This is a genomic window from Novosphingobium oxfordense (genome assembly GCF_044029435.1).
Taxonomy (GTDB): domain Bacteria; phylum Pseudomonadota; class Alphaproteobacteria; order Sphingomonadales; family Sphingomonadaceae; genus Novosphingobium.
In genome coordinates this window covers 766,050-788,733 of the sequence record NZ_CP147005.1, presented here as the reverse complement: position 1 = coordinate 788,733, position 22,684 = coordinate 766,050, and the positions used below count along the sequence as shown (strand labels likewise).

General features: G+C 64.6%; 28 protein-coding genes and 2 tRNA genes. 10 read left to right on the top strand and 20 right to left on the bottom strand.

Annotated elements, in window-relative coordinates; genetic code table 11:
• Positions 1–8 precede the first annotated feature (8 nt).
• Positions 9–94: transfer RNA gene (locus WBP07_RS03570), tRNA-Tyr, on the bottom strand.
• A 173-nt stretch (positions 95–267) separates the two neighbouring features.
• On the opposite strand from WBP07_RS03570, the gene WBP07_RS03565 reads away from it, so the two are divergent.
• Entirely contained in the window at positions 268–1,083 is an 816-nt protein-coding gene (locus WBP07_RS03565) for a TrmH family RNA methyltransferase (protein ID WP_395394312.1), read from the top strand.
• Positions 1,084–1,134: 51 nt separating this feature from the next.
• Positions 1,135–1,977, top strand: coding sequence for a hypothetical protein (locus WBP07_RS03560; protein WP_395394311.1), 843 nt, complete (start codon positions 1,135–1,137; stop codon positions 1,975–1,977).
• Positions 1,978–2,116: 139 nt separating this feature from the next.
• On the opposite strand, the gene WBP07_RS03555 is transcribed toward WBP07_RS03560, so the two are convergent.
• The 5 genes from WBP07_RS03555 to WBP07_RS03535 all read right to left on the bottom strand — a co-directional run bounded on the left by WBP07_RS03555 (position 2,117) and on the right by WBP07_RS03535 (position 5,161).
• Positions 2,117–2,389, bottom strand: a complete 273-nt coding sequence (locus WBP07_RS03555) for an HU family DNA-binding protein (protein ID WP_142632782.1) — start codon at positions 2,387–2,389, stop codon at positions 2,117–2,119.
• A gap of 405 nt (positions 2,390–2,794) precedes the next feature.
• Entirely contained in the window at positions 2,795–3,163 is a 369-nt protein-coding gene (rplS, locus tag WBP07_RS03550) for a 50S ribosomal protein L19 (protein ID WP_395394309.1), read from the bottom strand.
• Positions 3,160–3,906, bottom strand: coding sequence for a tRNA (guanosine(37)-N1)-methyltransferase TrmD (gene trmD, locus WBP07_RS03545; protein WP_395394308.1), 747 nt, complete (start codon positions 3,904–3,906; stop codon positions 3,160–3,162). The genes rplS and trmD overlap by 4 nt, the downstream gene beginning before the upstream one ends.
• Complete coding sequence (locus WBP07_RS03540) at positions 3,903–4,247, bottom strand: hypothetical protein (protein ID WP_395394307.1); 345 nt, start codon at positions 4,245–4,247, stop codon at positions 3,903–3,905. Before WBP07_RS03540 ends, trmD begins: the two co-directional genes overlap by 4 nt.
• Positions 4,247–5,161 (bottom strand): LysR substrate-binding domain-containing protein, encoded by a 915-nt coding sequence (locus tag WBP07_RS03535; protein WP_395394306.1) that lies wholly within the window; start codon positions 5,159–5,161, stop codon positions 4,247–4,249. Before WBP07_RS03535 ends, WBP07_RS03540 begins: the two co-directional genes overlap by 1 nt.
• 101 nt (positions 5,162–5,262) lie before the next feature.
• Here WBP07_RS03535 and WBP07_RS03530 point away from each other — a divergent pair, with 101 nt between their 5' ends.
• Positions 5,263–5,595 (top strand): hypothetical protein, encoded by a 333-nt coding sequence (locus WBP07_RS03530; RefSeq protein WP_395394305.1) that lies wholly within the window; start codon positions 5,263–5,265, stop codon positions 5,593–5,595.
• A 48-nt stretch (positions 5,596–5,643) separates the two neighbouring features.
• Here the strand turns inward: WBP07_RS03530 and rimM are convergent, their stop codons facing one another.
• The 5 genes from rimM to WBP07_RS03505 form a co-directional block, all read right to left on the bottom strand.
• Positions 5,644–6,153 (bottom strand): ribosome maturation factor RimM, encoded by a 510-nt coding sequence (rimM, locus tag WBP07_RS03525; protein WP_395394304.1) that lies wholly within the window; start codon positions 6,151–6,153, stop codon positions 5,644–5,646.
• A gap of 18 nt (positions 6,154–6,171) precedes the next feature.
• On the bottom strand, positions 6,172–6,600 hold the full coding sequence (gene rpsP / locus WBP07_RS03520; RefSeq protein ID WP_086493416.1) for a 30S ribosomal protein S16: 429 nt from the start codon (positions 6,598–6,600) through the stop codon (positions 6,172–6,174).
• A gap of 30 nt (positions 6,601–6,630) precedes the next feature.
• A complete protein-coding gene (gene ffh / locus WBP07_RS03515) occupies positions 6,631–8,112 on the bottom strand; it encodes a signal recognition particle protein (protein ID WP_395394303.1) in 1,482 nt (493 codons plus the stop codon).
• A 200-nt stretch (positions 8,113–8,312) separates the two neighbouring features.
• Positions 8,313–8,388, bottom strand: a tRNA-Ala gene (locus WBP07_RS03510).
• 671 nt (positions 8,389–9,059) lie between these two features.
• The gene (locus WBP07_RS03505) at positions 9,060–9,380 is read right to left on the bottom strand and encodes a TIGR02300 family protein (protein ID WP_395394302.1); all 321 of its coding nucleotides are present in this window, start codon (positions 9,378–9,380) and stop codon (positions 9,060–9,062) included.
• 204 nt (positions 9,381–9,584) lie between these two features.
• Here WBP07_RS03505 and aroA point away from each other — a divergent pair, with 204 nt between their 5' ends.
• The 7 genes from aroA (at position 9,585) to WBP07_RS03470 (ending at position 15,855) form a co-directional block, all read left to right on the top strand.
• Positions 9,585–10,907 (top strand): 3-phosphoshikimate 1-carboxyvinyltransferase, encoded by a 1,323-nt coding sequence (aroA, locus tag WBP07_RS03500; RefSeq protein ID WP_395395713.1) that lies wholly within the window; start codon positions 9,585–9,587, stop codon positions 10,905–10,907.
• A gap of 67 nt (positions 10,908–10,974) precedes the next feature.
• Positions 10,975–11,238: a permease gene (locus WBP07_RS03495; protein WP_395394301.1), complete on the top strand. Its 264-nt coding sequence runs from the start codon at positions 10,975–10,977 to the stop codon at positions 11,236–11,238.
• A gap of 89 nt (positions 11,239–11,327) precedes the next feature.
• Entirely contained in the window at positions 11,328–11,606 is a 279-nt protein-coding gene (locus tag WBP07_RS03490; protein ID WP_395394300.1) for a hypothetical protein, read from the top strand.
• Between the two features lie 55 nt (positions 11,607–11,661).
• The gene (locus WBP07_RS03485) at positions 11,662–12,285 is read left to right on the top strand and encodes a (d)CMP kinase (RefSeq protein ID WP_395394299.1); all 624 of its coding nucleotides are present in this window, start codon (positions 11,662–11,664) and stop codon (positions 12,283–12,285) included.
• A 252-nt stretch (positions 12,286–12,537) separates the two neighbouring features.
• Positions 12,538–14,250 carry a 30S ribosomal protein S1 gene (gene rpsA, locus WBP07_RS03480; RefSeq protein ID WP_395327116.1) on the top strand — a complete coding sequence of 571 codons (1,713 nt, stop codon included), beginning with the start codon at positions 12,538–12,540 and terminating at the stop codon, positions 14,248–14,250.
• Positions 14,251–14,533: 283 nt separating this feature from the next.
• Positions 14,534–15,292 carry a hydroxyacylglutathione hydrolase gene (gene gloB, locus WBP07_RS03475; protein ID WP_395394298.1) on the top strand — a complete coding sequence of 253 codons (759 nt, stop codon included), beginning with the start codon at positions 14,534–14,536 and terminating at the stop codon, positions 15,290–15,292.
• 14 nt (positions 15,293–15,306) lie between these two features.
• Positions 15,307–15,855 carry a nucleoside 2-deoxyribosyltransferase domain-containing protein gene (locus WBP07_RS03470; protein ID WP_395394297.1) on the top strand — a complete coding sequence of 183 codons (549 nt, stop codon included), beginning with the start codon at positions 15,307–15,309 and terminating at the stop codon, positions 15,853–15,855.
• Positions 15,856–16,104: 249 nt separating this feature from the next.
• On the opposite strand, the gene purT is transcribed toward WBP07_RS03470, so the two are convergent.
• The 9 genes from purT to WBP07_RS03425 all read right to left on the bottom strand — a co-directional run bounded on the left by purT (position 16,105) and on the right by WBP07_RS03425 (position 22,681).
• Positions 16,105–17,271, bottom strand: a complete 1,167-nt coding sequence (purT, locus tag WBP07_RS03465) for a formate-dependent phosphoribosylglycinamide formyltransferase (RefSeq protein ID WP_395394296.1) — start codon at positions 17,269–17,271, stop codon at positions 16,105–16,107.
• 37 nt (positions 17,272–17,308) lie between these two features.
• Positions 17,309–18,670: a magnesium transporter gene (gene mgtE / locus WBP07_RS03460; RefSeq protein WP_395394295.1), complete on the bottom strand. Its 1,362-nt coding sequence runs from the start codon at positions 18,668–18,670 to the stop codon at positions 17,309–17,311.
• Between the two features lie 282 nt (positions 18,671–18,952).
• Positions 18,953–19,531, bottom strand: coding sequence for a hypothetical protein (locus tag WBP07_RS03455; protein ID WP_395394294.1), 579 nt, complete (start codon positions 19,529–19,531; stop codon positions 18,953–18,955).
• On the bottom strand, positions 19,524–20,018 hold the full coding sequence (locus tag WBP07_RS03450; RefSeq protein ID WP_395394293.1) for an ATPase: 495 nt from the start codon (positions 20,016–20,018) through the stop codon (positions 19,524–19,526). The genes WBP07_RS03455 and WBP07_RS03450 overlap by 8 nt, the downstream gene beginning before the upstream one ends.
• Positions 20,019–20,122: 104 nt before the next feature.
• On the bottom strand, positions 20,123–20,347 hold the full coding sequence (locus WBP07_RS03445; RefSeq protein ID WP_142632765.1) for a F0F1 ATP synthase subunit C: 225 nt from the start codon (positions 20,345–20,347) through the stop codon (positions 20,123–20,125).
• A 42-nt stretch (positions 20,348–20,389) separates the two neighbouring features.
• Positions 20,390–21,172 (bottom strand): F0F1 ATP synthase subunit A, encoded by a 783-nt coding sequence (locus WBP07_RS03440; RefSeq protein ID WP_395394292.1) that lies wholly within the window; start codon positions 21,170–21,172, stop codon positions 20,390–20,392.
• A gap of 54 nt (positions 21,173–21,226) precedes the next feature.
• The gene (locus WBP07_RS03435) at positions 21,227–21,547 is read right to left on the bottom strand and encodes an AtpZ/AtpI family protein (protein WP_395394291.1); all 321 of its coding nucleotides are present in this window, start codon (positions 21,545–21,547) and stop codon (positions 21,227–21,229) included.
• Between the two features lie 505 nt (positions 21,548–22,052).
• Positions 22,053–22,445: a YdbL family protein gene (locus WBP07_RS03430; RefSeq protein WP_395394290.1), complete on the bottom strand. Its 393-nt coding sequence runs from the start codon at positions 22,443–22,445 to the stop codon at positions 22,053–22,055.
• Positions 22,445–22,681, bottom strand: coding sequence for a YnbE family lipoprotein (locus WBP07_RS03425; RefSeq protein ID WP_395394289.1), 237 nt, complete (start codon positions 22,679–22,681; stop codon positions 22,445–22,447). Before WBP07_RS03425 ends, WBP07_RS03430 begins: the two co-directional genes overlap by 1 nt.
• Between the last annotated feature and the right edge of the window lie 3 nt (positions 22,682–22,684).

Below are 22,684 nucleotides of genomic sequence, written 5' to 3'. Positions count from 1 at the left end.
GAGGCTGGTGGTGGACAGGGCTGGATTCGAACCAGCGTACGCTTGCACGGGCAGATTTACAGTCTGCTGCCTTTAACCACTCGGCCACCTGTCCACACCAGTTGCTGGCGGCGGAAAACCTATCCCTGAGGAGAGGAACCCGCAGTGTTTCGAAGCGCCGTTGCCAGTGCCTCGCTGCCGAGGAGGGCGCCTATGTAGAACCTGGCCTTGCCTGTCAATGGGGGTACTGGCAGGAGCGGCACAGATTTTTCGAAAAGGATATTTTTCATGAGCAATCGTAGCGACCGGGACGGCGGAAAGCCCGGAAAGGCGCTGCGCGGGCGCGCTGGCCGGATGAAGAACGGGCGCGGCAGCGGTCGTGCAAGCACGGGAATGGTGCGCCTTTGGGGCCGCCACGCCGTGGAAGCAGCCCTGAAAAACCCCGACCGCCAACATAGAAAGCTGTGGGCAACTCGCGAAGGAGTCGAATCTCTCGACGGCGAACTGCCTTCGGACTTCCCGGTGGAATGGGCGCAGCCTGCGGATCTGGCCCAACTCGTCGCGCGCGACGCGCCGCATCAGGGCTTGGTGCTCGAATGCGAACCGCTGGACGACATCTTCATCGACGATGTGCTGGATGGCGATCCCTCGCGCCCGGTGGTCGTGCTGGACCAGGTGACCGACCCGCACAACGTCGGCGCCATCATGCGCTCGGCCGTCGCCTTCAATGCCTGCGCCATCGTCACGCAGGACCGCCACGCCCCGCCTGAATCGGGCACGCTGGCCAAGAGCGCGTCGGGCGCGCTCGAAATTCTTCCGTGGGTGCGCGTGGTGAACCTTGCGCGCGCGCTCGAAGAGATTGCCGAGGCGGGCTACTGGCGAATCGGCCTGGACGGCAACACCGAGACTACGCTGGGCAACGCCCTGCCCGCCGGTCCCGTCGCACTGGTACTCGGTGCCGAGGGGGATGGCATGCGTCACAACATCGCCCAGCACTGCGATGCGATCGCCAAGCTGCCGATCAACGAAGCGATGGAGAGCCTGAACGTCTCCAACGCGGCCGCCATCTCGCTCTACGCCGTGGCGACCAGACCCGCTTCCTGATTCGCGGAAACGGGCCGCTGCAACAGTATTGCCGGCAACAGGGGACACGACATGACTTCGACCGAAAGGCGCAATCCGCGCCGCCGCCTGCTTGCAGGCCTCGTGGTAACCGGACTGGCAATGCTGGCAGCAGCCTGCATCTTCGTGCCGGGCAAGTTCACGTCACAGCTGGACCTCAGGAACGATCGCAGCTTCCGCTTCGCCTATGCCGGCGAGATCGTGATGCTGCCGCTGCAGAAGTCCAAGCAGGCGGCCTTCGAGCCCGAAGCCTGCCACGACGACAACTATGACGAGCATCCTTGCACGCAGGACGAACTCGCCGCCCAGAAGAAAAGCTGGGAAGAATCGCGCGCGCAGAAGGAAAAGACCGACGCCCAGGCCGCCAAGGCGCTGCTCGGCGGCATCGATCCCAGCGATCCGCGCGCGGGCGAGGAAGTGGCAACCAAGCTGCGCCGTCAGGTGGGCTGGAACAAGGCGGTCTACAAGGGAGACGGCCGCTTCGACGTCGATTTCGCCATCCAGGGCAAGCTGGACCACGATTTCGCCTTCCCGACGATCGAGGGCTTCCCGATGGCCAATGCCTTCGTGCAGCTCTCGCTGCGTCAGGACGGCAGCGTGCGCGTGGATGCACCTGCGTTCGGGCCCTCACAGGGGTCCGGCAACATGATGGGCGCCATGCTGGCCGGCATGAACAGCGATGCCGGCAGCGAAGCGGCCGAAGCCGGCAACACGGCCGAGGCCGACGGTACCTTCACGATCACGACCGACGGCGCGATCCTTGCCAACAATACCGACGAGGGCCCGCAGAACGGCCCCAATGGCCGCGTGCTAAGCTGGAAGGTGAATGCGCGCACCCCGGCGGCACCCACCGCGCTGGTCAAGCTGAAGCCCTGAAGCCGCGGCCGAGGGGCTCCAAACCGGCGCCCCTCCTACCCCGCCACACAATCCAAATGAAAAACGCCGCGCCAACCGGATGGTTGGCGCGGCGTAATGATTTCAGCCTGCAAGGCGCGACAGGCTGCCGGAACGCTGCTTAGTTGACAGCGTCCTTAAGGCCCTTGCCGGCCTTGAACTTCGGCTGAGCCGAAGCCTTGATTTCCATGGGTTCGCCGGTGCGCGGGTTGCGACCGGTCGAAGCCTTGCGCTTGGCGACCGAGAAAGTGCCGAAGCCGACCAGGCGAACTTCATCGCCCTTCTTCAGCGCGCCGGTGATGGCGTCGAAAACGCTTTCCACTGCCTTGGTTGCGTCGCTGCGGGTCAGGCCGCTCGAGTCTGCGACCGCGCCGATGAGATCGTTCTTATTCATTATGGGTACCCCCTAACCTTTCAGTGGAAACAGGATGTGATGGGATAAATTCTGGATTCGCCTCTAAGCGGCACGGAATTGAGCGGTTTTTGCTGGCGCTGTCAAAGCCTAAACAAAGCCGAAACGCGCAGTTTATCGTGTTTTTCCGCCACTCAGATGACGTTTTCGACAATTGCGATGACCGGACACCCCGATGGAAGGGAGCAGGCACACCGAACCGACGGACCTGTGCGGCTTTTCACGGCCGTCTCCGCCCCTCTTTCTCTGATTCGCCTCATGAAATCAGGGAGGTGGAATTTCCGATGGGAGACAGTCGAATTTCCGACAGGCACAAAAAAGGCGGTTCGAATGATCGAACCGCCTTTCCAGCTGCCCCGCCCTTCGGACGGGACGCAGAACCAGGGCTTATGCCTTGGTGTCGTTGACCCGGCGCTCGGCGATGCGGGCGCGCTTGCCGGTACGACCACGCAGGTAGTACAGCTTCGCACGACGCACGACGCCGCGACGGACGACGGTGATCGAATCGATGTTGGGCGAGTAGAGCGGGAATACGCGCTCCACGCCTTCACCGAAGCTCATCTTGCGGACGGTGAAGTTGGAACCCATGCCACGGTTCGAGCGCGCGATGCACACGCCCTCGTAAGCCTGGACGCGGGTACGGGTGCCTTCGACAACCTTCACGCCGACGCGGACGGTGTCGCCCGGACGGAAGGTCGGGATATCCTTGGCGGCCTTGGCAATTTCCTCGGCCTCGATCTGCTGAATCAGGTTCATGAACCTAAGTCCTCGTTTTTGCGCCGCGCACCAGAGGCAGACTGGCCCCGAACGTCACTGCGACGTTCCCAAAGGTCCGGCCTGCGTGACCGTGTATCTTCCTCCGCCCGTTGTTTCCGCCAGGCGGCGATCTTCGCATGATCCCCCGATCGCAGCACTTCAGGGATCGTGCGCCCTTCCCACTCGGTGGGCCGGGTAAACTGCGGGTATTCGAGAAGACCGTCCTCGAACGATTCCTCGGCCCCGCTGGAAGCCGCGCCCATTACGCCGGGAAGCAGCCGAATGCAAGCATCTAACAGCAGGATTGCCGCGGGTTCGCCGCCCGAAAGCACCGCATCACCGACCGACATCTCCTCCACGCCACGCCCTTCGAAGATACGCTCGTCAAAGCCTTCGAACCGGCCGCACAGGACGATGACGCCCGGCCCATCCGCCAGTTCGCGCACGCGCGCCTGGGAGATCGGCTTTCCGCGCGGAGTCATCGCAATGATCGGCGCATCGGGATTGATCGACCGCGCATGGTCGATGGCGGCGGCCAGTACGTCCACCTTCAGCACCATACCCGCGCCGCCGCCGGCGGGTGTATCGTCCACGGTGCGGTGCTTGTCGGCCGCGAAATCGCGGATGTGGACGGGGTTCATGACCCACTTCCCCTCCGCCAGCGCCCTGCCCGCCAGGCTGATGCCAAGCGTGCCGGGAAACATTTCCGGATAGAGGGTGAGAACGGTGGCGTTGAAAGTCATGTGAATATGTCTGCTTCGGGATCGGGCACGTTACGGCGTCCCAGATAGACTGCGCTGCTGGCTGTCAACACCCCGCCGACGAAACCGCCCATTGCGAAGGCCAGGCCCCAGAGGCCGGCATCGCGATCGCGCTGACAATTGCCCGCCCGGCATTGCGAGGGTGCCGCCATCAGGCTTACCGCCAGCACAAGCAGGAAAGGCAGCGCCAGAAGCCCCGGCAGCGGCCCTGCGGCAAGCAGCACGATCTTCCAACGCCGCCAATGCCGCCGCCTGCGTGCAAACAGGCCCGCCACCACCGCCGGCGCGACCAGGAACGCGATCAGGACGGCGAGCAGCAGCATCAAAGCGGCTCCCATACTTCGGGAGGCAGGAAACCACGGTCGGCGGCGATCTCTTCGTGCAGCCATTCGCGCAGGCGTTCGATCTTGCGCACGCCCACGCGGCTTTCCGAATGGACCAGCCATTGCGCTGGCCCTGTGTAGTAAAGCGTCTCAAAAGGCTGGACGAGGCGCCCCGCTTCCAGATCCGCCCGCCAGAACAGCGGAGACATCAGCGCGATGCCGAAACCCTCGCGCATGGCGGTCGCCTCCTGAAGCTGGTTGTCGAACACGATGCCCGTACGCGGCGGTGGCGGCGTGCCCACCCCAACGGCCGCGAACCACCCAGCCCACCAGCGGTCGTTCGGGGCGAACCGTTCGACCGTCAGCAGGTCTTCGGGTTTCTCGATCCGGTTCTTTTCGAGGAACGCCGGCGCACAGATCGGCGTGAAGTGCTGCCGGAACAGGAATTCCGCCCGCAGCCCGTCCCACTTGCCGAAACCGACCCGTAGAGCGGCATCGTATGGCGAGGTGGCGAGATCGACGACCTCATTGCTCAGCGACAGACGCACCGCGATATCGGGGTGACGCAGTTGAAAACGCCCGATCCGCTCGCTGAGCCATGTCGCGCCCACCGAGACCGAGGCATTGAGCGAAAGCACATCTTCATCCTCGCCCCACACCGCCGCGAAAGCATCGGTCATCGAGGCGAAAGCGCCGGTCAGCGTGGGCAGCAACCTGCGCCCGACATCCGAAAGGCGCACCCGGCCCTTCTCCCGCACGAACAACGGCTTGCCGACGCGGTCCTCCAACTGACGAATCTGGTAGGAGACCGCTGCCTGCGTCATCCCCAGCTCCTCCGCCGCGCGAGAGAAGTTCTCGTGGCGGCCTGCGGCCTCGAAAGCCCGTATGGCGGTGAGTGGTGGCAAGCGGTCCATGCCGCAACGATAAGCCAGCCTTATGACCTCTGCCAGAGGCTTTGTTGGCGAAGTGCCGCACAATCCATCAGATTCCAGTTATCCGATGGAGGAACCGGACAATGCAGGATCAACACTTCATGCAGCAGTGGAATACCGGCCATGACCGGTTTTCCGAAGATTTCGATCACCTCGCCCGCAAGCTGCTCAAGGCAGTTGGCAGCGTCTTGCGCGGCGGGCACCACGGCGATCAGGGCGAAGAAGCCCGGGATCCGAACGGCAAGTGCCCCGCCTCACGGGAATCGCTTCTGGCACGCAGGGCAAGGCTGACGGGGATCGGCATCCTCGCCGGAATTCTGGCCGGATCCAGCCTTGCCATGGTGGCGCCGCTGGTGGCCGCACTGGACTGCCCGCAGCACGCCAATCAAATATGCGTGCGGACCGCGCTGGCGTGAGCGACGACCCCAAAAGCAGAAAGGCCGCCCCGAAGGGCGGCCTTTCCTTTATTCTTCCGCGAAGGCGGCGTTGACGACCAACCGTTCGTGATCCCACTCGGGAACTGCGGCGGGAGTCATCGGCACCATGAAGCGGCGCCGTTTCCCGTCCTCACCCATAGGGCGCTCGATCTCGATCACGTCACCGGCACCGAAGTTCTCGATGCCGATGCAGATGCCGAGTTCGTCACCCGCGTCGGAGACGACGCGCAGGCCCAGCAGGTCGGCGTGATAATACTCGCCCTCCGCCAGTTCCGGCATCGCCGAGCGCGGAACGGTCAGCGCGGTGCCGCGCAGCTTCTCGGCGGCCGTACGATCCGGCACTTCCTCGAAACGCGCGATTGCGCCGCCCTTGCCGTCATCGCGCAGCTTGGCGAGCGTGAGTGTGGAATCGTTGAAGGCGCGGTAGCGCTTGAGCGCCGCCACGCCTTCACCGAACAGCTTGAGGCGAACCTCGCCCGTCACGCCGTGCGCGCCGGTAACGGCAGCAAGCGTGACAGGGCGGTCTTGACCAGCCATCTGGATCGAACCTGAAGCTTAGGCTTCGGTCGATTCCTCAGCAGCTGCTTCAGCCGGAGCTTCTTCAGCGGCCGGAGCGGCAGCAGCAGCGGCAGCAGCTTCTTCAGCTTCACGCAGCTTCTCAGCCTTTTCCTCAGCGCGGTCCTTGGCCTTCTGGCCCGGCTCGCCCTTCTTGGCGTTCACGGTAGCAGCGCGCTCCTTGATGCCGGCCTTGTCGAGCAGGCGGGCAACGCGGTCGGTCGGCTGGGCGCCAACGCCGAGCCAGTAGCGCACGCGGTCTTCGACCAGACGGACGCGGTTTTCGTCGTCCTTGGCGAGGATCGGGTTGTAGGTGCCGACCTGCTCAAGATACTTGCCGTCGCGCGGAGCGCGCGAGTTGGAGACGACGATCTTGTAGTAAGGACGCTTCTTCGCGCCACCACGCGACAGACGGATCGAAACGGACATTGTTCTACCTTTCCTTCAAATCTTCAAAAATTACTTCTTAAGAAACTTGCTGAGATCGGGCGCGCCGCCACCTCCGCCGAGGCCGGGAAATCCACCCGCCCCGCCGAGACCGCCTAGGCCGCCAAGGCCGCCGGCTCCGCCAGCACCCCCCATGCCGCCATCGCCGAAGCCGCCCTTGCCGAACATCGCAGCAAGGCCCTTCAGGCCGCCCATCTTCTTGATCTGCTTCATGGCCTTGGACATCTCCATGTGCATTTTCAGCAGCTTGTTGACGTCCTGGACATTGGTGCCCGAGCCATTGGCGACGCGGATCTTGCGCTTGGCGTTGAGCAGCGCGGGATTGGTGCGCTCCTTCGGCGTCATCGAACCGATGATCGCATCCATGCGCAGCAGCACGCGGTCATCCATGCCCGACTGCTGCATCGCCGCCTTGGCCTTCTTCATGCCCGGCATCATGCCGGCCAGCGCGCCAAGGCCGCCCATCTTCTGCATCTGCTTCAGCTGGGTGCGCAGGTCGTTCATGTCGAACTTGCCCTGCTCCATGCGCTTGGCGAGTTCTTCGGCTTCCTCGACCTTGACCGCTTCGGCCGCCTTTTCGACGATCGAGACGATATCGCCCATGCCAAGGATGCGGTTGGCAACGCGGCTGGGGTGGAAGACCTCAAGGGCCTCCATCTTTTCGCCGGTGCCCGCGAACTTGATCGGCTTGCCGGTGACGGCCCGCATCGACAGAGCCGCACCGCCGCGCGCGTCACCGTCCATACGGGTGAGCACGACGCCGGTAAGATCGACTTCGCCGGAGAACGACTGCGCAACGTTGACCGCGTCCTGACCCGTCAGCGAGTCGACCACGAGCAGCGTTTCACGCGGATTCGCGATGGCGGCAACCGCCTTCATCTCGTCCATGAGCTGCTGGTCGACGTGGAGGCGACCGGCGGTGTCGAGCAGCAGCACGTCCACGGCCTGGAGGCGGGCGGACTGCATCGCGCGGGTGGCGATCTCGGTCGGCTGCTGGCCGGCGATGATCGGCAGGGTGGCAACGCCCACCTGCTCACCCAGAACGCGAAGCTGTTCCTGTGCGGCCGGACGGTTGACGTCCAGCGAGGCCATCAGGACCTTCTTGCCCTGCTTCTCCTTCAGGAGGCGGGCAATCTTGGCGGTGCTGGTGGTCTTACCCGAACCCTGCAGACCGACCATCATGATGACGACGGGCGGAACCGCTTCCAGATCGAGTTCGGCGGTCTCTTCGCCGCCAAGCATCTCGATCAGCGCGTCATTGACGATCTTGACGACCTGCTGGCCGGGCGTGACCGACTTCAGGACCGAGTGGCCGACAGCCTTTTCGGTGACCTGATCGATGAAACGGCGCACGACAGGGAGCGCGACATCGGCTTCGAGCAGCGCGATGCGCACTTCGCGCATGGCATCGCGGACGTCCTGCTCCTTGAGCGCGCCGCGACCGCGCAGCTTGTCGAAAACGCCACCAAGACGATCAGACAGGCTGTCAAACATGCCAAACTCCTCATCGACGGAATTCACCGCCAGAACGCCAAAAACGCCGGTGGGCGAAACCTCGCTGACCGGCGTGACGGAAATCTTATGCGAAAAACGCCGGCGGACGAAACCTCGTCGGCCAGCGTATCGCGTTTCCGCGAAACTGATATGTCGAAATAACCGTCTTCGAGCAACCTTGGAAGGCTATTTCGGTGAAATGGTGGAGCCTAGCGGGATCGAACCGCTGACCTCCTGCATGCCATGCAGGCGCTCTCCCAGCTGAGCTAAGGCCCCAATCATTTCATCAGATCGATCCTGGGAGGTTCGATCCGTTTCCCGTGTTTCGGCCGGTCGTTGATGACTTGCCTCCGCTTGGGAGGCCGCCCTCTAGATTGGGTTCTCCGGACTGGCAAGAGGAAATTTTCATGGACCTGTCATTTTTCCGACAAGGCCCGGGAGACAGGCCGAAAACCCGCGCGCGTGCCTACTCGATTTCCCTCCATCATCGCGGGAAGCGACATGGACCACGCAATCCGAGGGTGATTTCCGCCACCGTGAATTGCTTCGATGCGGAAAGAGAATTGCCATCAACACAGCGACTTATCTTCCCGGAGACTCCATTCGACGCAGACATCCGTCACCCCCGCGAAGGCGGAGATCCCGCTTTCTTTTTCAGCAAAGCGGAGACGCGGAGACGAAGAGAGGTCGTGCCGAAACTCCCTTCCTCGCCTCTACCTGAAAGAAGCGAGACCCCCGCCTTCGCGGGGGCGACGATGCAGGAGGGGGCGATAAAGGGGACGGCAGTTCAAGCGGTGCCATCAGGCCAAGACGCGCAACCGGGCCCAGAGCTGCAATGGCGCGGATTAGAGAACTCGCGTTGCCTGGCCAAGCCTCAGCATATCCGCAAAAAGAAAGGGCGCGGTCGCCGAAGCGCCGCGCCCTTTCCAGATAACTCGATCCGAGACTTACTCGTCGCGGTCACCATCGTCGTCACCGCCGCCGATGCCGAGATCGTCGTCACCGCCGAGGTCGACGTCGTTGTCCGGCGAATCGCCGTCGTCGTCGATGTCCAGATCTTCTTCGGCCAGATCCGAATCCTCGGACTCGACCACTTCCTTCTTCTGGATTTCCTCATAGGGAATCGGCTGCTTGGACTTCAGCACCGGTTCCGGGTGCCACGAATGGCCGCACTCGATGCAGGTGACCGGGTCATCCTTGCCCAGGTCGTAGAAGCGGGTGCCGCATTTCGGGCAGCCGTGCTTGGCGCCCCACTCAGGCTTTGCCATGAAATGTCCTCATATTGCCCGCCCGAAGGGTACGGGCGTGAATTCCGTGTCTTGATGGGAGGCCCAGCGCGCAAAATCAAGCGTACCGGTCGCATCAGGGCGCGCGCCTTGCCATAGGCCGCACCCGCTGTCAAAAGCCCGGCGATTTTGCGCCCCTCCAGTATCGAGAGAAGCACGCCTGTGAGCCACGACACCACCACCCCCATGCGCCCCCGCCGTTTCCTGCCCGCCGGGCCGTTGAAGGGCAAAATCCGCGTGCCGGGCGACAAGTCGATCAGCCACCGCTCGATCATGCTGGGCGCCCTAGCCGTCGGCGAAACCCGCGTGACCGGCCTGCTGGAGGGTGAGGACGTGCTGGCCACCGCCGCCGCCATGCGCGCGATGGGCGCCACGGTGGAACGCGTGGGAGACGGCGAATGGCGGGTGAGCGGCGTGGGTGTCGGCGCCCTGCTCCAGCCCGAAGGCCCGCTCGACATGGGTAATTCCGGCACCTCGACCCGCCTGCTGATGGGCCTGGTCGCCAGCCACCCGATTAATGTCAGCTTCACGGGTGACGGCTCGCTTTCCAAGCGCCCGATGGGACGCGTGATCGATCCGCTTTCGGAAATGGGCGCCAGCTTCGAGGCCAGTGAAGGCGGCCGCCTGCCGCTGATCGTACGCGGCGCCTCGCCCGCCGTGCCGATCACCTACCGCCTGCCCGTCGCCTCCGCACAGGTGAAGAGCGCCATCCTGCTCGCCGGCCTCAACACCCCCGGCATCACCACCGTGATCGAGCCGGTGCCGACGCGCGACCACTCCGAACGCATGCTCAAGGGCTTCGGCGCCGACCTCAACGTCACTGTCGAGGCCGACGGCACCCGCGTCATCACCATCAAGGGTGAAGCCGAACTGAAGCCGCAAGTCATCGACGTGCCCGGCGACCCCTCCTCGGCCGCTTTCTTCATCGTTGCCGCGCTGGTGACGCCGGGCAGCGAAGTCGTGATCGAAAACGTCGGCCTCAATCCCACCCGCGCCGGCCTTGTCGAAGTGCTGCGCCAGATGGGCGGCAGCATCGAGTTCCTGAACGCGCGCGAAGTCGGCGGCGAGCCGGTGGCGGACCTGCTGGTCAAGCACTCGCAGCTCAAGGGCATCGAAGTCGATCCCGCGATCGCGCCTGCCATGATCGATGAGTTCCCCGTGCTCTTCGTCGCCGCTTCGCTGGCGGAGGGCGTTACCGTCACCAGCGGGCTGGACGAGCTGCGCGTCAAGGAATCGGATCGCCTTACCGCCATGGCCGTCGCCCTGACGCTGGCCGGCGCCCAGATCGAGGAGCGCGAGGACGGCCTCGTCATCACCGGCACCGGCGGCAAGCCCCTGCCCGGCACGGCCAGCGACGCGCAGGTCACCACCCACCTCGACCACCGCATCGCCATGTCGATGGCAGTCGCCGGCCTCGTCAGCAGCGGCGGCGTGGAAGTGGACGACACCCGTCCGATCGCCACCAGCTTCCCCAATTTCGAGGACTTGCTGGCCAGCCTCGCCGGATAAGGGCATTCTCTCAGGGAGGCAGCACCAGCACCCAGCTTTGGCCGCTGCCTCCTTGACGGGAGCGCGCATGATCCTCGACCTGCCGCAATGGCTCAGCAACATCCTCGGCTTCGCCGGCACCGCCTGCTGCATCATCGCCTACGCCTACATCACTTATGAGGATGAGCCGAACCGCTACCTCCAGCACGGGCTGAACTTCGTCGGCGCGGTGCTGCTGCTGGTTTCGCTGATGGTGAACGTGAACCTGCCTTCGATCGCGATGGAGGGGCTGTGGGCACTGGTGGCCGGCTGGGGACTGGTGAAGGCCTTCCTGTCGCGCAAACGCGCCTGAAATCGACCCATTGGTTCTCACTCCCGATTCGCCCGGTTACCATTCGACAAGGTTCGCGCGCCTAGCTTCTTCTGAGAAGGGAGGCAGTCATGGAGTCGAGTTGGGCGCATTTCGCCGCGCTATGCGAAAACAGGAACAGCCTGCGCCGGTGGCTGGCGGCCGTGCCGCTGCCCTTGCTGGCGGCGCTTACCCTGATCCTGCCGCTGATCGGTGCCAGCCTTGGCCTCGCCGTGGTCATGGTGGCGTGGCTCGCCCGCGATTCCGGGCGCTTCGAGCGCGAACTGATCGAGATCTACGGCGCCGACAGTCCGGAACTTGCCCCTGAACTGGCGAATCGGGAAAGCACCACCGCCAGACGCGAAACCTGACCGCTCGAACCGCCCCGGCCTTGCCTCTCCGGCCCCGAGCGGCCATGAGCCGGGCATGATTATCGCCGTCGACGGACCTACCGCTTCGGGCAAAGGCACGATTGCCAAGGCCCTCGCCCACCATTTCGGACTGCCCCACCTCGATACCGGCCTCCTGTATCGCGCGGTCGGCCGCCAGTGTTTTCTCGATGGCGGCAACCCCGACGATCCGGTGGACGCGCTGGCCGCCTGCGCCTTCCCTGAAGGCCTGCTGGCAGACCCTGAGCTGCGCTCCGAAGCGACCGGCGGGCTGGCAAGCCGCGTCTCGATCCACCCCACCGTCCGCCAGGCGCTCTACGAACGCCAGCACGCCTTCGCCACGCGGCCCGGCGGCGCGGTGCTGGACGGGCGCGACATCGGCACGGTGATCGCACCCGAAGCCGAAGTGAAGCTGTTCGTCGTCGCCTCGGTGGAAGCACGCGCCCAGCGCCGCTTCCTCGAAATGCAGGCCCACGGCCGCGACGTATCGCTGGAAGCCATCACCGCCGACCTTGCCGCGCGGGACGAGCGCGATCGCAACCGCAAGGACGCGCCCCTCGTGGCCGCCGCCGATGCCGTGCAGATCGACACGTCCGACCTCAAGCGCGAGGAAGCGATCGCCGCCGCCATCGCCGCCGTGGACGCGCTTCGCACCGATTGACCGGCTCGGGAATGCGACGAAAAGCCGTCGCGCCTAAGCCCATCCGGCGCCAAATTCCTTGCATTTCGCCCCTCATGCGCGTAGGGGCCGCCGGTCTGGAGAACCGCAAGGTTTGAAGGACGCCGTGGACGGCATTCGGCCCCCACGGCGGTCGGCCCTTTTGGCCCGGGTTTCGCATGGTGCGAAGCGCGGAGGAAAGACCGGCGGATCAAACCGCCAGGCCGGAAAAAACTAAACAGGAATCAACCTTTAATGGCTACTTCTGCCAATCCCACCCGCGACGATTTCGCGAAGATGCTTGACGATCAGCTCGGCGGCGTCGCCGACGACGGTTTCGAAGGCCGCGTTGTCAAGGGTACCGTCACCGCCATCGAAAACGACAAGGCCGTCATCGACGTGGGCCTGAAGAGCGAGGGCCGCGTTGCCCTGCGCGAATTCGCCCGTGGCGAAGGCGAGCACGGCCTGAAGGTCGGTGACGAAGTCGAAGTTTACGTCGACCGCGTCGAAAACGCCGACGGCGAAGCGATGCTGTCGCGCGACCGCGCCCGCCGCGAAGCCGCGTGGGACAAGCTCGAAAACGAATTCGGTGAAGGCAAGCGCGTCGAAGGCGTGATCTTCGGCCGCGTCAAGGGCGGCTTCACCGTCGACCTCGACGGCGCCGTTGCGTTCCTCCCCGGCTCGCAGGTCGACATCCGCCCCGTGCGCGACGTCACCCCGCTGATGGACGTGCCGCAGCCCTTCCAGATCCTGAAGATGGACCGTCGCCGCGGCAATATCGTCGTGTCGCGTCGCGCCGTCCTCGAAGAAACGCGCGCCGAACAGCGCAGCGAGCTGATCGACAAGCTGAGCGAAGGCCAGGTTATCGAAGGCGTCGTCAAGAACATCACCGACTACGGTGCGTTCGTTGACCTCGGCGGCATCGACGGCCTGCTCCATGTCACCGACATGAGCTACAAGCGCGTCAACCACCCGAGCGAAGTGATCGCCATCGGCGACACCGTGAAGGTGCAGATCATCCGCATCAACCAGGACACCCAGCGCATCAGCCTCGGCATGAAGCAGCTGGAAAGCGATCCGTGGGAAGGCGCAGCCGTCAAGTACCCCGTGGGCGCCAAGCTCACCGGCACCGTCACCAACATCACCGAATACGGTGCGTTCGTGGAACTGGAAGCCGGCATCGAGGGCCTTGTCCACGTTTCGGAAATGTCCTGGACCAAGAAGAACGTCCACCCCGGCAAGATCGTCTCGACCTCGCAGGAAGTCGAAGTGGTCGTTCTCGAAGTCGATTCGGACAAGCGCCGTATCTCGCTCGGCCTCAAGCAGGCTCAGCAGAACCCCTGGGAAGCCTTCGCTGAGAAGCACCCCGTTGGTTCGACCGTGGAAGGCGAAGTCAAGAACGCGACCGAATTCGGTCTGTTCATCGGCCTGGACGGCGACGTGGACGGCATGGTCCACATGTCGGACATCGCTTGGGGCATCTCGGGCGAAGACGCGCTGGCTCTGCACCGCAAGGGCGAGCAGGTTTCGGCCGTTGTTCTCGACGTCGACGTCGAGAAGGAACGCATCAGCCTCGGCATGAAGCAGCTTGAGCGTGGCGCTCCGGCCGCTGGCGGCGTTGCCGCGACCGGCGGCAGCTCGCTGCGTCGCAACGAAGTCGTCACCGTCACCGTTCTCGAAGTTCGCGACGGCGGCCTGGAAGTCCAGGCTGGCGACGATGGCGCCACCGGCTTCATCAAGCGTTCGGACCTCGGCCGCGACCGCGACGAGCAGCGCCCCGACCGCTTCCAGGTCGGCCAGAAGCTCGACGCCATGGTCACCGGTTTCGACCGTTCGAAGAAGCCGACCTTCTCGGTCAAGGCTCGCCAGCTTCACGAAGAAAAGGAAGCTGTCGAACAGTACGGTTCGTCGGACTCGGGCGCTTCGCTCGGCGACATCCTCGGCGAAGCCCTCAAGAACCGTTCGTAAGCCGAGCCCAGGAATGCAGGCGACATTTGCATCGCAAATGGCAGTCTGCATTCCGCTCGGGGCGAAGGCCGGCCAGCGGGCGTAGCCCGACTGACGTCACGGGATTTACTCCCGTGACGGCCCCGCCACCCGAACTGTCGAGCTTCACCGCGAGGTGAAACAGTAAAGGCCCGTCCGGCCCATTCTCAGGAGTGGCCGGGCGGGCTTTTGCTTTACGGGCTTCACCCGGCCTTTCGCACGGCGCGATGAGGGACTACATCGCCACTCGCCAAGGAGAGTTCCGATGCTCGAAGTCCACCAGTTCCCCTGCCTCAGCGACAACTACGGCTATCTGCTGCACGATTCCGCCAGCGGTGAGACCGTCTGCATCGATACGCCCGATGCCGACGAGTACCTGAAACAAGCCGCCGCCAAGGGCTGGCAGATCACGCAGATCTGGAACACCCACTGGCACCCGGACCACGCGGGCGGCAACGGCGCCATCAAGGCCGCCACCGGCTGCACGATCACCGCCCCCGAAGGCGATGCCGGCAAAATCGCGGGCGTCGACCGCCGCGTCGATCAAGGCGATCAGGTGAAGATCGGCGACTGGACCGCGCAAGTGATCGACGTGGGCGGCCACACCCTTGGCCACTGCGCCTACTACCTGCCCGAAGCGCAGATCGCCTTCGTCGGCGATTCGGTCTTCGCGCTTGGCTGCGGGCGCATGTTCGAAGGCACCGCGCCGCAGTTCTGGGAAAGCATCCAGCGCATCAAGGCTCTACCGGCCGAAACCATGCTCTACTGCGCGCACGAGTACACCGCCTCGAACGCGAAGTTCGCGGTCCATGCCGATCCGGACAATGCCGAACTGGCCGCCTATGCAGAAGATATCACCCGCGCCCGCGCCGCCGGCATCCCCACCGTGCCGACGAAGCTCGGCCGCGAACTGCTTACCAACCCGTTCCTGCGCGCCGACGATCCCGCCCTTCAGGCCCGCTGGGGCGGACACGGCGCGGTGGAGACTTTCGCCGCCCTTCGCGAAGCCAAGAACACGTTCTGAAAACTGATTAACCCATGACCTTTCGCAAGTTCGCCCCTCTCCTCGCGCTCGCCACCTTGCTGGCGAGCGCCGCTCCGGCCATGGCATCCAGCATCATCGTCACCTCTCCACAGGCCCTGCCCGCCACGCATGACGTGCCGCGCGTGTTCCTGGGCGGCAGCATCGACATGGGCAGCGCCACCGACTGGCAAGCCGATCTGATCAAGGCCCTGTCGAACGACAACGTGGTGATCCTCAACCCGCGCCGGCCGGACTGGAACCCGGCGTGGAAGCCCGAGGCCAGCGAACCCGAATTCCGCCGTCAGGTCGAGTGGGAACTCGGCGCACTGGAGAGCGCCGACGTGATCGTCATGTACCTCGCGCCCGGCACGCAAAGCCCGGTGAGCCTGCTGGAACTCGGCCTTCACGCCCGCGACGGCAAGCTGGTGGTGCTCTGCCCCGATGGCTTCTGGCGCAAGGGCAACGTCGACATCACCGCCGCGCGCTATGGCGTGACCCAGGTGGCGACGATGGACGAACTGCTGGCGGCGGTGCGCCAGCGGGTCCACGGTTGGAAAAAGTAAGCCGCCGGTTCATAGGGCGGACCGCAGGCCAATCCCGGCGAACCAAAGGCCAATCCGCGGCTGGTCTGGAATGCCCACGCCCTCTCCCAAAATCCACCGTCATCCCCGCGAAGGCGGGGATCCCGCTTTTTCTTGCGAGGTATGCACGAAGGAAGCGGGGCCCCCGCCTTCGCGGGGGCGACGAAGTGATGTGGGGTTAGGTTGGGTCCGAGCAGGCCGTGCGAGGGCGAGCCGATTGAACGCCTCACCTCACTCGTAAACGATGCTCACCTTGCCCGCCGCCTCAGCCGCAACCCGGCGCGCGGTGTCGGTGTCTTCCGCCAGCGCCAGCGCGATGCCCATACGGCGGTAGGGGCGCGTCACGGGCTTGGCGAAGACGCGCAGGTCTACTTGGGCACCCGGCGTCGCCAAGGCGTCTGCAAGGCCCTCGTAGGCGAAGGAATCGCTATCCCGGTCGGCCAGGATCACGGCCGAGGCGCTGGCGCCGTAAAGCGTAACCTCCGGGATCGGCAGGCCCAGGATCGCACGGGCATGGAGATCGAATTCGGACAGGTTTTGCGAGATCAGTGTGACCATCCCGGTATCGTGCGGGCGCGGCGAAAGTTCGGAGAAGATCACCTCCTCGTCCTTCACAAAGAACTCGACGCCGAACAGGCCGTAGCCGCCCAGATCGTCCACCACCTTGCGCGCCATATCTTGCGCGGCGGCAATGGCGGCAGGCGCCATCGGCGTCGGCTGCCACGATTCCTGATAGTCGCCCCGCTCCTGCCGGTGGCCGATGGCCGGGCAGAACGAGACGCCCTCACGGCTGCGCACGGTCAGCAGCGTGATCTCGTAGTCGAACGCGACGAATTCCTCGACGATCACCCGCTTGCGGTCGCCGCGCATGTTGGCGACGGCGTAGTCCCACGCCTTCTCCAGATCGGCGGCATCGCGCACCGTGCTCTGGCCCTTGCCCGATGAGGACATCACCGGCTTGATGACGCAGGGCAGCCCGGTGTGCTCGGCACCCGCCAGCACTTCGCCCAGGCTTTCGGCATAGCGATAGCGCGAGGTGCGCAGACCCAGTTCGACGGCGGCCACTTCGCGGATGGCATCGCGGTTCATAGTCATCTGCGTGGCGCGTGCGGACGGCACGACGCAGAAGCCTTCCGCCTCCACTTCGGCCAGCACTTCGGTGCGGATCGCCTCGACCTCGGGCACGATGAAGTCCGGCTTGTGCTTCTCGATCGCGGCGCGCAGGCGGTCGCCGTCTAGCATCGAGAAGACCTCGAAACCGTCCGCCACCTGCATCGCCGGCGCGCCTTCATAGGCGTCGCAGGCGATGACTTCGCAGCCCAGGCGCTTGGCCGAAATGACGAATTCGCGCCCCAGCTCGCCCGAGCCGAGCAGCAGGATCTTCGCGGTATATGCCATGGCGGCCGTTCCTTTCGGTTGGGGGTATCTCGGAACGCTAGAGCAGCGTCCCGGAGAGAATGGCAAGCGCAATGCTGAAATAGATCACCAGACCCGTAACATCGACCAGCGTGGCCACGAACGGTGCGGAGGCGCTGGCCGGATCGAAGCCGAGCCGCTGCAGCGCGAAGGGCAGCATCGAACCCGCCAGCGACCCGAAGGTGACGATGCCCACCAGTCCCGCCGAAACGGTCGTGGCAATCAGCACCCAGTGCTCGCCGTAGTCGTAGAAGCCGAGCTGCTGCCACAGCGCGATGCGCGCGAAGCCGACCACGCCGAGGATAGCGCCCAGCACCATGCCGGCGGGCAATTCGCGCAGCGCCACGCGCCACCAGTCGCGTAGGCGCACCTGCCCGACGGCGAGCGCGCGGATGATCAGCGAGGTCGCCTGGCTGCCGCTGTTGCCGCCAGAGCTCATGATCAGCGGGATGAACAGCGTCAGCACCACGGCGCGCGCCAGTTCGTCCTCGAAATGCTGCATGGCGCTGGCGGTGAGCATTTCGGAGAGGAACAGCACGCTGAGCCACCCGGCCCGCTTGCGGATCATCGCGAGGAAGCCGGTTTCGAGGTAGGGCTTGTCCAGCGCCTCCACGCCGCCGAACTTCTGCACGTCCTCGGTATGCTCCTCGACCAGCGCGTCGAGCACGTCATCCACGGTGACGATGCCGAGCGGACGGCCCTCCTCGTCCACCACGGGCAGTGCCAGAAGGTCATGACGGCGGATCAGGTTCGCCACTTCCTCGCGATCGGTATCGGGCGCGACGACCACGGGTTCGCGGTCGCGTCCGAGATCGAGCGCGGGATCGTCAGGCTCTGCGGCGATCAGGCGACGCAGCGAAATGGTCGATTCGAGCCGCCCCGCCTTATCGACAAGGAACACCGAATAGACCGTCTCACGGCTGCGTTCGACCGTGCGGATCAGGCGCAGCACATCACCCACAGTGGCATCGACGGGCGCGGCGACGAACTCGGTCGTCATCATGCCGCCGGCGCTATCCTCCGGCCATGCCAGCAGCTTGGAAAGCGAGGTCCGCACATCGGGCGCCAGCGCGGCAAGGAAGCGCGCAGCCAAATCCTCGTCCATCTCCGCCAGCACGTCGGCCGCGCGGTCTTCCGCCATCTGCGAGACAAGCCGCACCGCGCGCGGGAACGGCAGCAGTTCCAGCACCTCCGGCGCGCAGGAAAATTCCGGCCGGTCCAGCGCCGCCACGGCGCGCACGTCCGCCATGCGGCCCAGCTTGGCAGCAGCCTCAGCGGGAGACAGCGCCTCCAGCATCTCGACGATATCGGCAATGTAGAGCCCGCGCTTCACGGGCCGGGGGCCGGCCATCACGCCGGCGAGCAGGTCGTTCACCATCATTCAAACCTTTCGTCCGCACGACCCGGGCGGACGATGGCCAGCGAGAACTAGCCAGCGCCCGTGGGGCGTGCGGTCCTACTGGAACTGTCGCTTGACATGTCCTCGCTTCCTGAAACTTGCGCGGCGCGTAAGGCCGTGCGGGCGCTCCTCTGATCCCAAACTGGATCGAGGTCAACCACGATTACGCATCGCCGCCGATTGCTTCTCGCAACGGGACAACAAAAAAGCCTCCGTGCCCGGCACGGAGGCTTTCTTGTTCGATAGATCGAAGGCTGCTTGGGATCAGATCCCGGCAATCGCCTTGTCGACCAATACCTTGTCGGCGTCGGCCGAGTGGTTGGCCTTGATCAGTTCGCCTGCGGCCAGAGCGGCAGCTGCAGCGGCCTTGCGGCGCAGGTCGGTGATCGTAGCCAGTTCCAGTGCCGAGATCTTCTCTTCCACCATCTTGTGACGGCGGGCGATCAGTTCGGTGGTGTCGGCCTCAGCCTTGGCGACGATCGCTTCGGCTTCATGCTGAGCGTGCTCCAGCATGGCCGCGGCGTCCTTTTCGGCGTTCGCGATCTTGTCGGCATATTCCTTGCGCAGGGCTTCCGCCTCGGCGCGCAGGGTCTTTGCCTCTTCGAGGTGCGCCTTGATCTGGGCGATGCTCGAATCGAGCCCGCCGGAGATCAGCTTGGGCACGCCCTTCCAGATCATGATCAGGATGAGCACCAGCATCGAAGTGCTGACGACGGCAACCGGCGGGGCGACGCCCAGCAGCGCGGGTTCCGCGTGCTCGACGGCGACGTGCGCGGTCGGCGCGGCACCGGCTTCGTGAACGCCTGCGTCGGCGCCCGTTTCAGCAACAGTGTTCTCAGCCATGAGCCAGGCTCTCCTTCACGGCGCTGCGCACGGCGGTCTCGTCCAGCGAGAGGCCGGCAACGCGGCTGACGATATCACGCGTGGCGTCGGCGGCAACGCTCTCGATCTCGGCAGCGGCCGAACGGCGTGCCTCGTCGATGCGCTTTTCGGCGGCGGCCAGATCGGCGTCGATGCCGACCTGCGCGGCGTTCAGACGCTCTGCGGTGGCGGCACCGGCCTTGGCACGGGCCGAAGCGATGAGGCCCTGGGCCTGTGCGCGGTTCGCGTTTTCACGCGTGCGCCAGGCTTCCTCTTCCGCGTCGGCGCTCTCGCGCAGCTTTTCGGCGGTAGCGAGGTCCTCGGCAATCTGCTTGTCGCGCGATGCGACGGTGTCCATCACCTTGGGCACCATGCCGCGTCCAACGACGACGAAGGTGATGGCGAAGAAGATCAGCATCCAGAAGATCTGGCTGGCGTAATATTCGCCAAGCTGTGCGATCTGAGGCATGGGTCACCCTGTCCCGAGGTAGCCGGTAGAAATCTTGCATCCGGTGGCCCGGCCGCGGCACCAAAGGGTTCGCGCGGCCGGATCGGATCAGTGCGCTAGTGCGATCAGGCGAAGATCAGCAGCGCGGCAACGACGAACGAGAGCAGGCCGAGAAGTTCGGCGCCCGCGAAGCCGATGAACAGACGGCCCTGCTGGGCGTCGGCAGCACCGGGGTTGCGCAGCGCGCCTTCGAGGAACTTCGCGAAAACGTTACCCACGCCGATCGAGGCGAGACCGCAACCGATCGCGGCGAGACCGGCACCAAGCAGCTTTGCAGCATCTGCTTCCATTACAAAAACTCCCTTTGGAAAAGTCTGATAAGAGACTGAAAATCAGTGAAGGTTCTCGGCGTCGTTAAGATAGACGCAGGTGAGAAGAGCGAAAACGTAGGCCTGGATACCGGCAACCAGCAGCTCAAGCGCGCAGATGCCGACCATCAGGATGAAGCTGGGCAGACCGGCGATGGCGAACAGGCCGATACCGGCGTTGCCAGAGCTGATCACGAAGCTCGAAAGCACCTCAAGAAGCACGTGGCCGGCCATCATCGCAACGAAGAGACGAAGGCCAAGGCTGAACGGACGCACGAGGAAGGAGATCAGCTCGACCACGAAGATCAGCGGGATCATCACCACCGGCGTACCATGCGGCACGAACAGCGAGAAGAAGTGCAGCTTGTGCTTGGCAAAGCCCACGATGAGAACGATCGCGAACGAAAGCACCGCCAGAACACCGGTGGCCGAGAAGTGGCTGGTGAACGTGAAGGCGTGCAGGCCCAGGACGCCGAGCGGCAGCAGGCCCAGGAAGTTCGCGAAGAGAATGAACATGAACAGCGAGAAGATGTACGGAACGTACTTCTTGCCGCCAGGGCCGACGTTCGCGGCCAGCATGCCGTCGATGAAACCGGTGAAGGTTTCCACCGCCATCTGCCAGCGACCGGGCACCAGCTGGCGCTTCATGCCGCCGGCGACGAACACGATCAGCACCACGGTTGCGATCGCCATCCACAGCGCGCTGTTGGTGAAGGCGATGTTGTATCCGGCAATGTTCCAATTCGCACCGGCCAGCGTTTCAAGCTGGAACTGGTGCATCGGATCGAGCTTAGCTTCGGCAGCCACGCGAATATCCCTGTCGCCAATGAACGACAGCGCCCTTATCCACCCCCCTTTGGGTCAATCTGGGCGCTGGTTCGAATTCCGTATGATATTCCTGAAGGCGACGAAGATTCCGAGGAACAGCATCACCATCAGACCCCAGGGCGATGTTCCGGCGAAGTGATCGATCACCCAGCCGATGAACAGGCCGCCGATGACCCCGCCGAGCAATTCGGCCAGAACGCGGTTACCGGCACGATATGCATCGTCGGTTTCCACGCCTGCGGTCGGCTTGTTGCGCTGCTCTTCACGATCGCGAAGGGCTTTCAGCCTTTCGTCGAGCCGTTCCAGGCGCGCATCCTCGCCAACGGGGTCCCGTGCAGGTGGCTCGTCGTTCATGTCAGGTCCTCCTCCATCAAAGGACGATTGACGCGTTCAACGGCTCCCTGCCGAGGGCGCCGCCCCCTTAGGGTGGGGCTTATCCCGAGTCAACCTTGGCAGGGCGCTGGCTGCGCCTCTTGTTCACACGCATTCCCGTGAGCCCAAGTACCCACGGGAACACAGCATTCGCCAGGAAAAGGAAAAGCGCAAGGGCGATACGCGAGTGGGAGTTTCCCCGGCCGAATGCGAATCACTGCTGTCAGAGGCCCGTCACAACCCTGTCGAACGGGTGTCGGAGTGTTTCATCGGCGAGACGGCTCACGAGAATTTGAACCGCCCTCTCCACGGCTCCAGCCCGCTCCCCCACCCGGCCTCCCCCACAGGTAGAATTTGGGAGGCCGGGTGGGGGAGCGGGCTGGAGGCGCAAGCCTCCGACGGATGTCGGAGGCGCACCCAACAAAAAAGCCGGCACCGCCTCTCAGCGATACCGGCCCGAAACCTTACTTAATCCTGCGCGGCACCCTTACGGGCAGCGCGGATCCCGCTGGGGCGCCGCGCCGGTGCGGGTCTGCCACGAGCCGTCGGGGGCCTGGTACTTCTCCCCGGGGCTGGTCTGCGAGATCAGGCGGCAGGCAGTCGCGAAGGCATATTCCTCGATCGTGCCCTTGCCGGATGCCTTCTCGGTATAGATCGCGCGGCGCTTGTTGTTGAGGTCGCGCACCATCGCCTGCACGGCGGCGGACTGGCTGCCGACGACGCCGAGGTAACCATCGCGCTGTTCACCCACCTGACCGGCGGCACGCGCGGCGGCGTAAGCCGGGTCGCGCGCTTCCTGGGCGCTGGCGACGCCGGCGCCCAGAACCAGGGCAACCGCACCAATGAGCGCAACGGGACTGCTGAAACGGATCTTGGTCATCAGAATACGCCTTCGTTGTCCTTGATCGTCTTTTCCGCGTCTGCGGAAAGCTGATAGATCACTTCCTGCCGGATGTTGACATTGAGTTCGATCACGATCGGCTTGTCGGGCGCCGTAACCTGAATGCAGCCCGCCAGCATCGGGACGAAAACCGCCACCATCGCCACGGCGCGAACGGCGCGCCTGCCGGACCGGGAAGCGGAATGCTGCGAAAACGAGTGGGCGATAGACTTCATCGC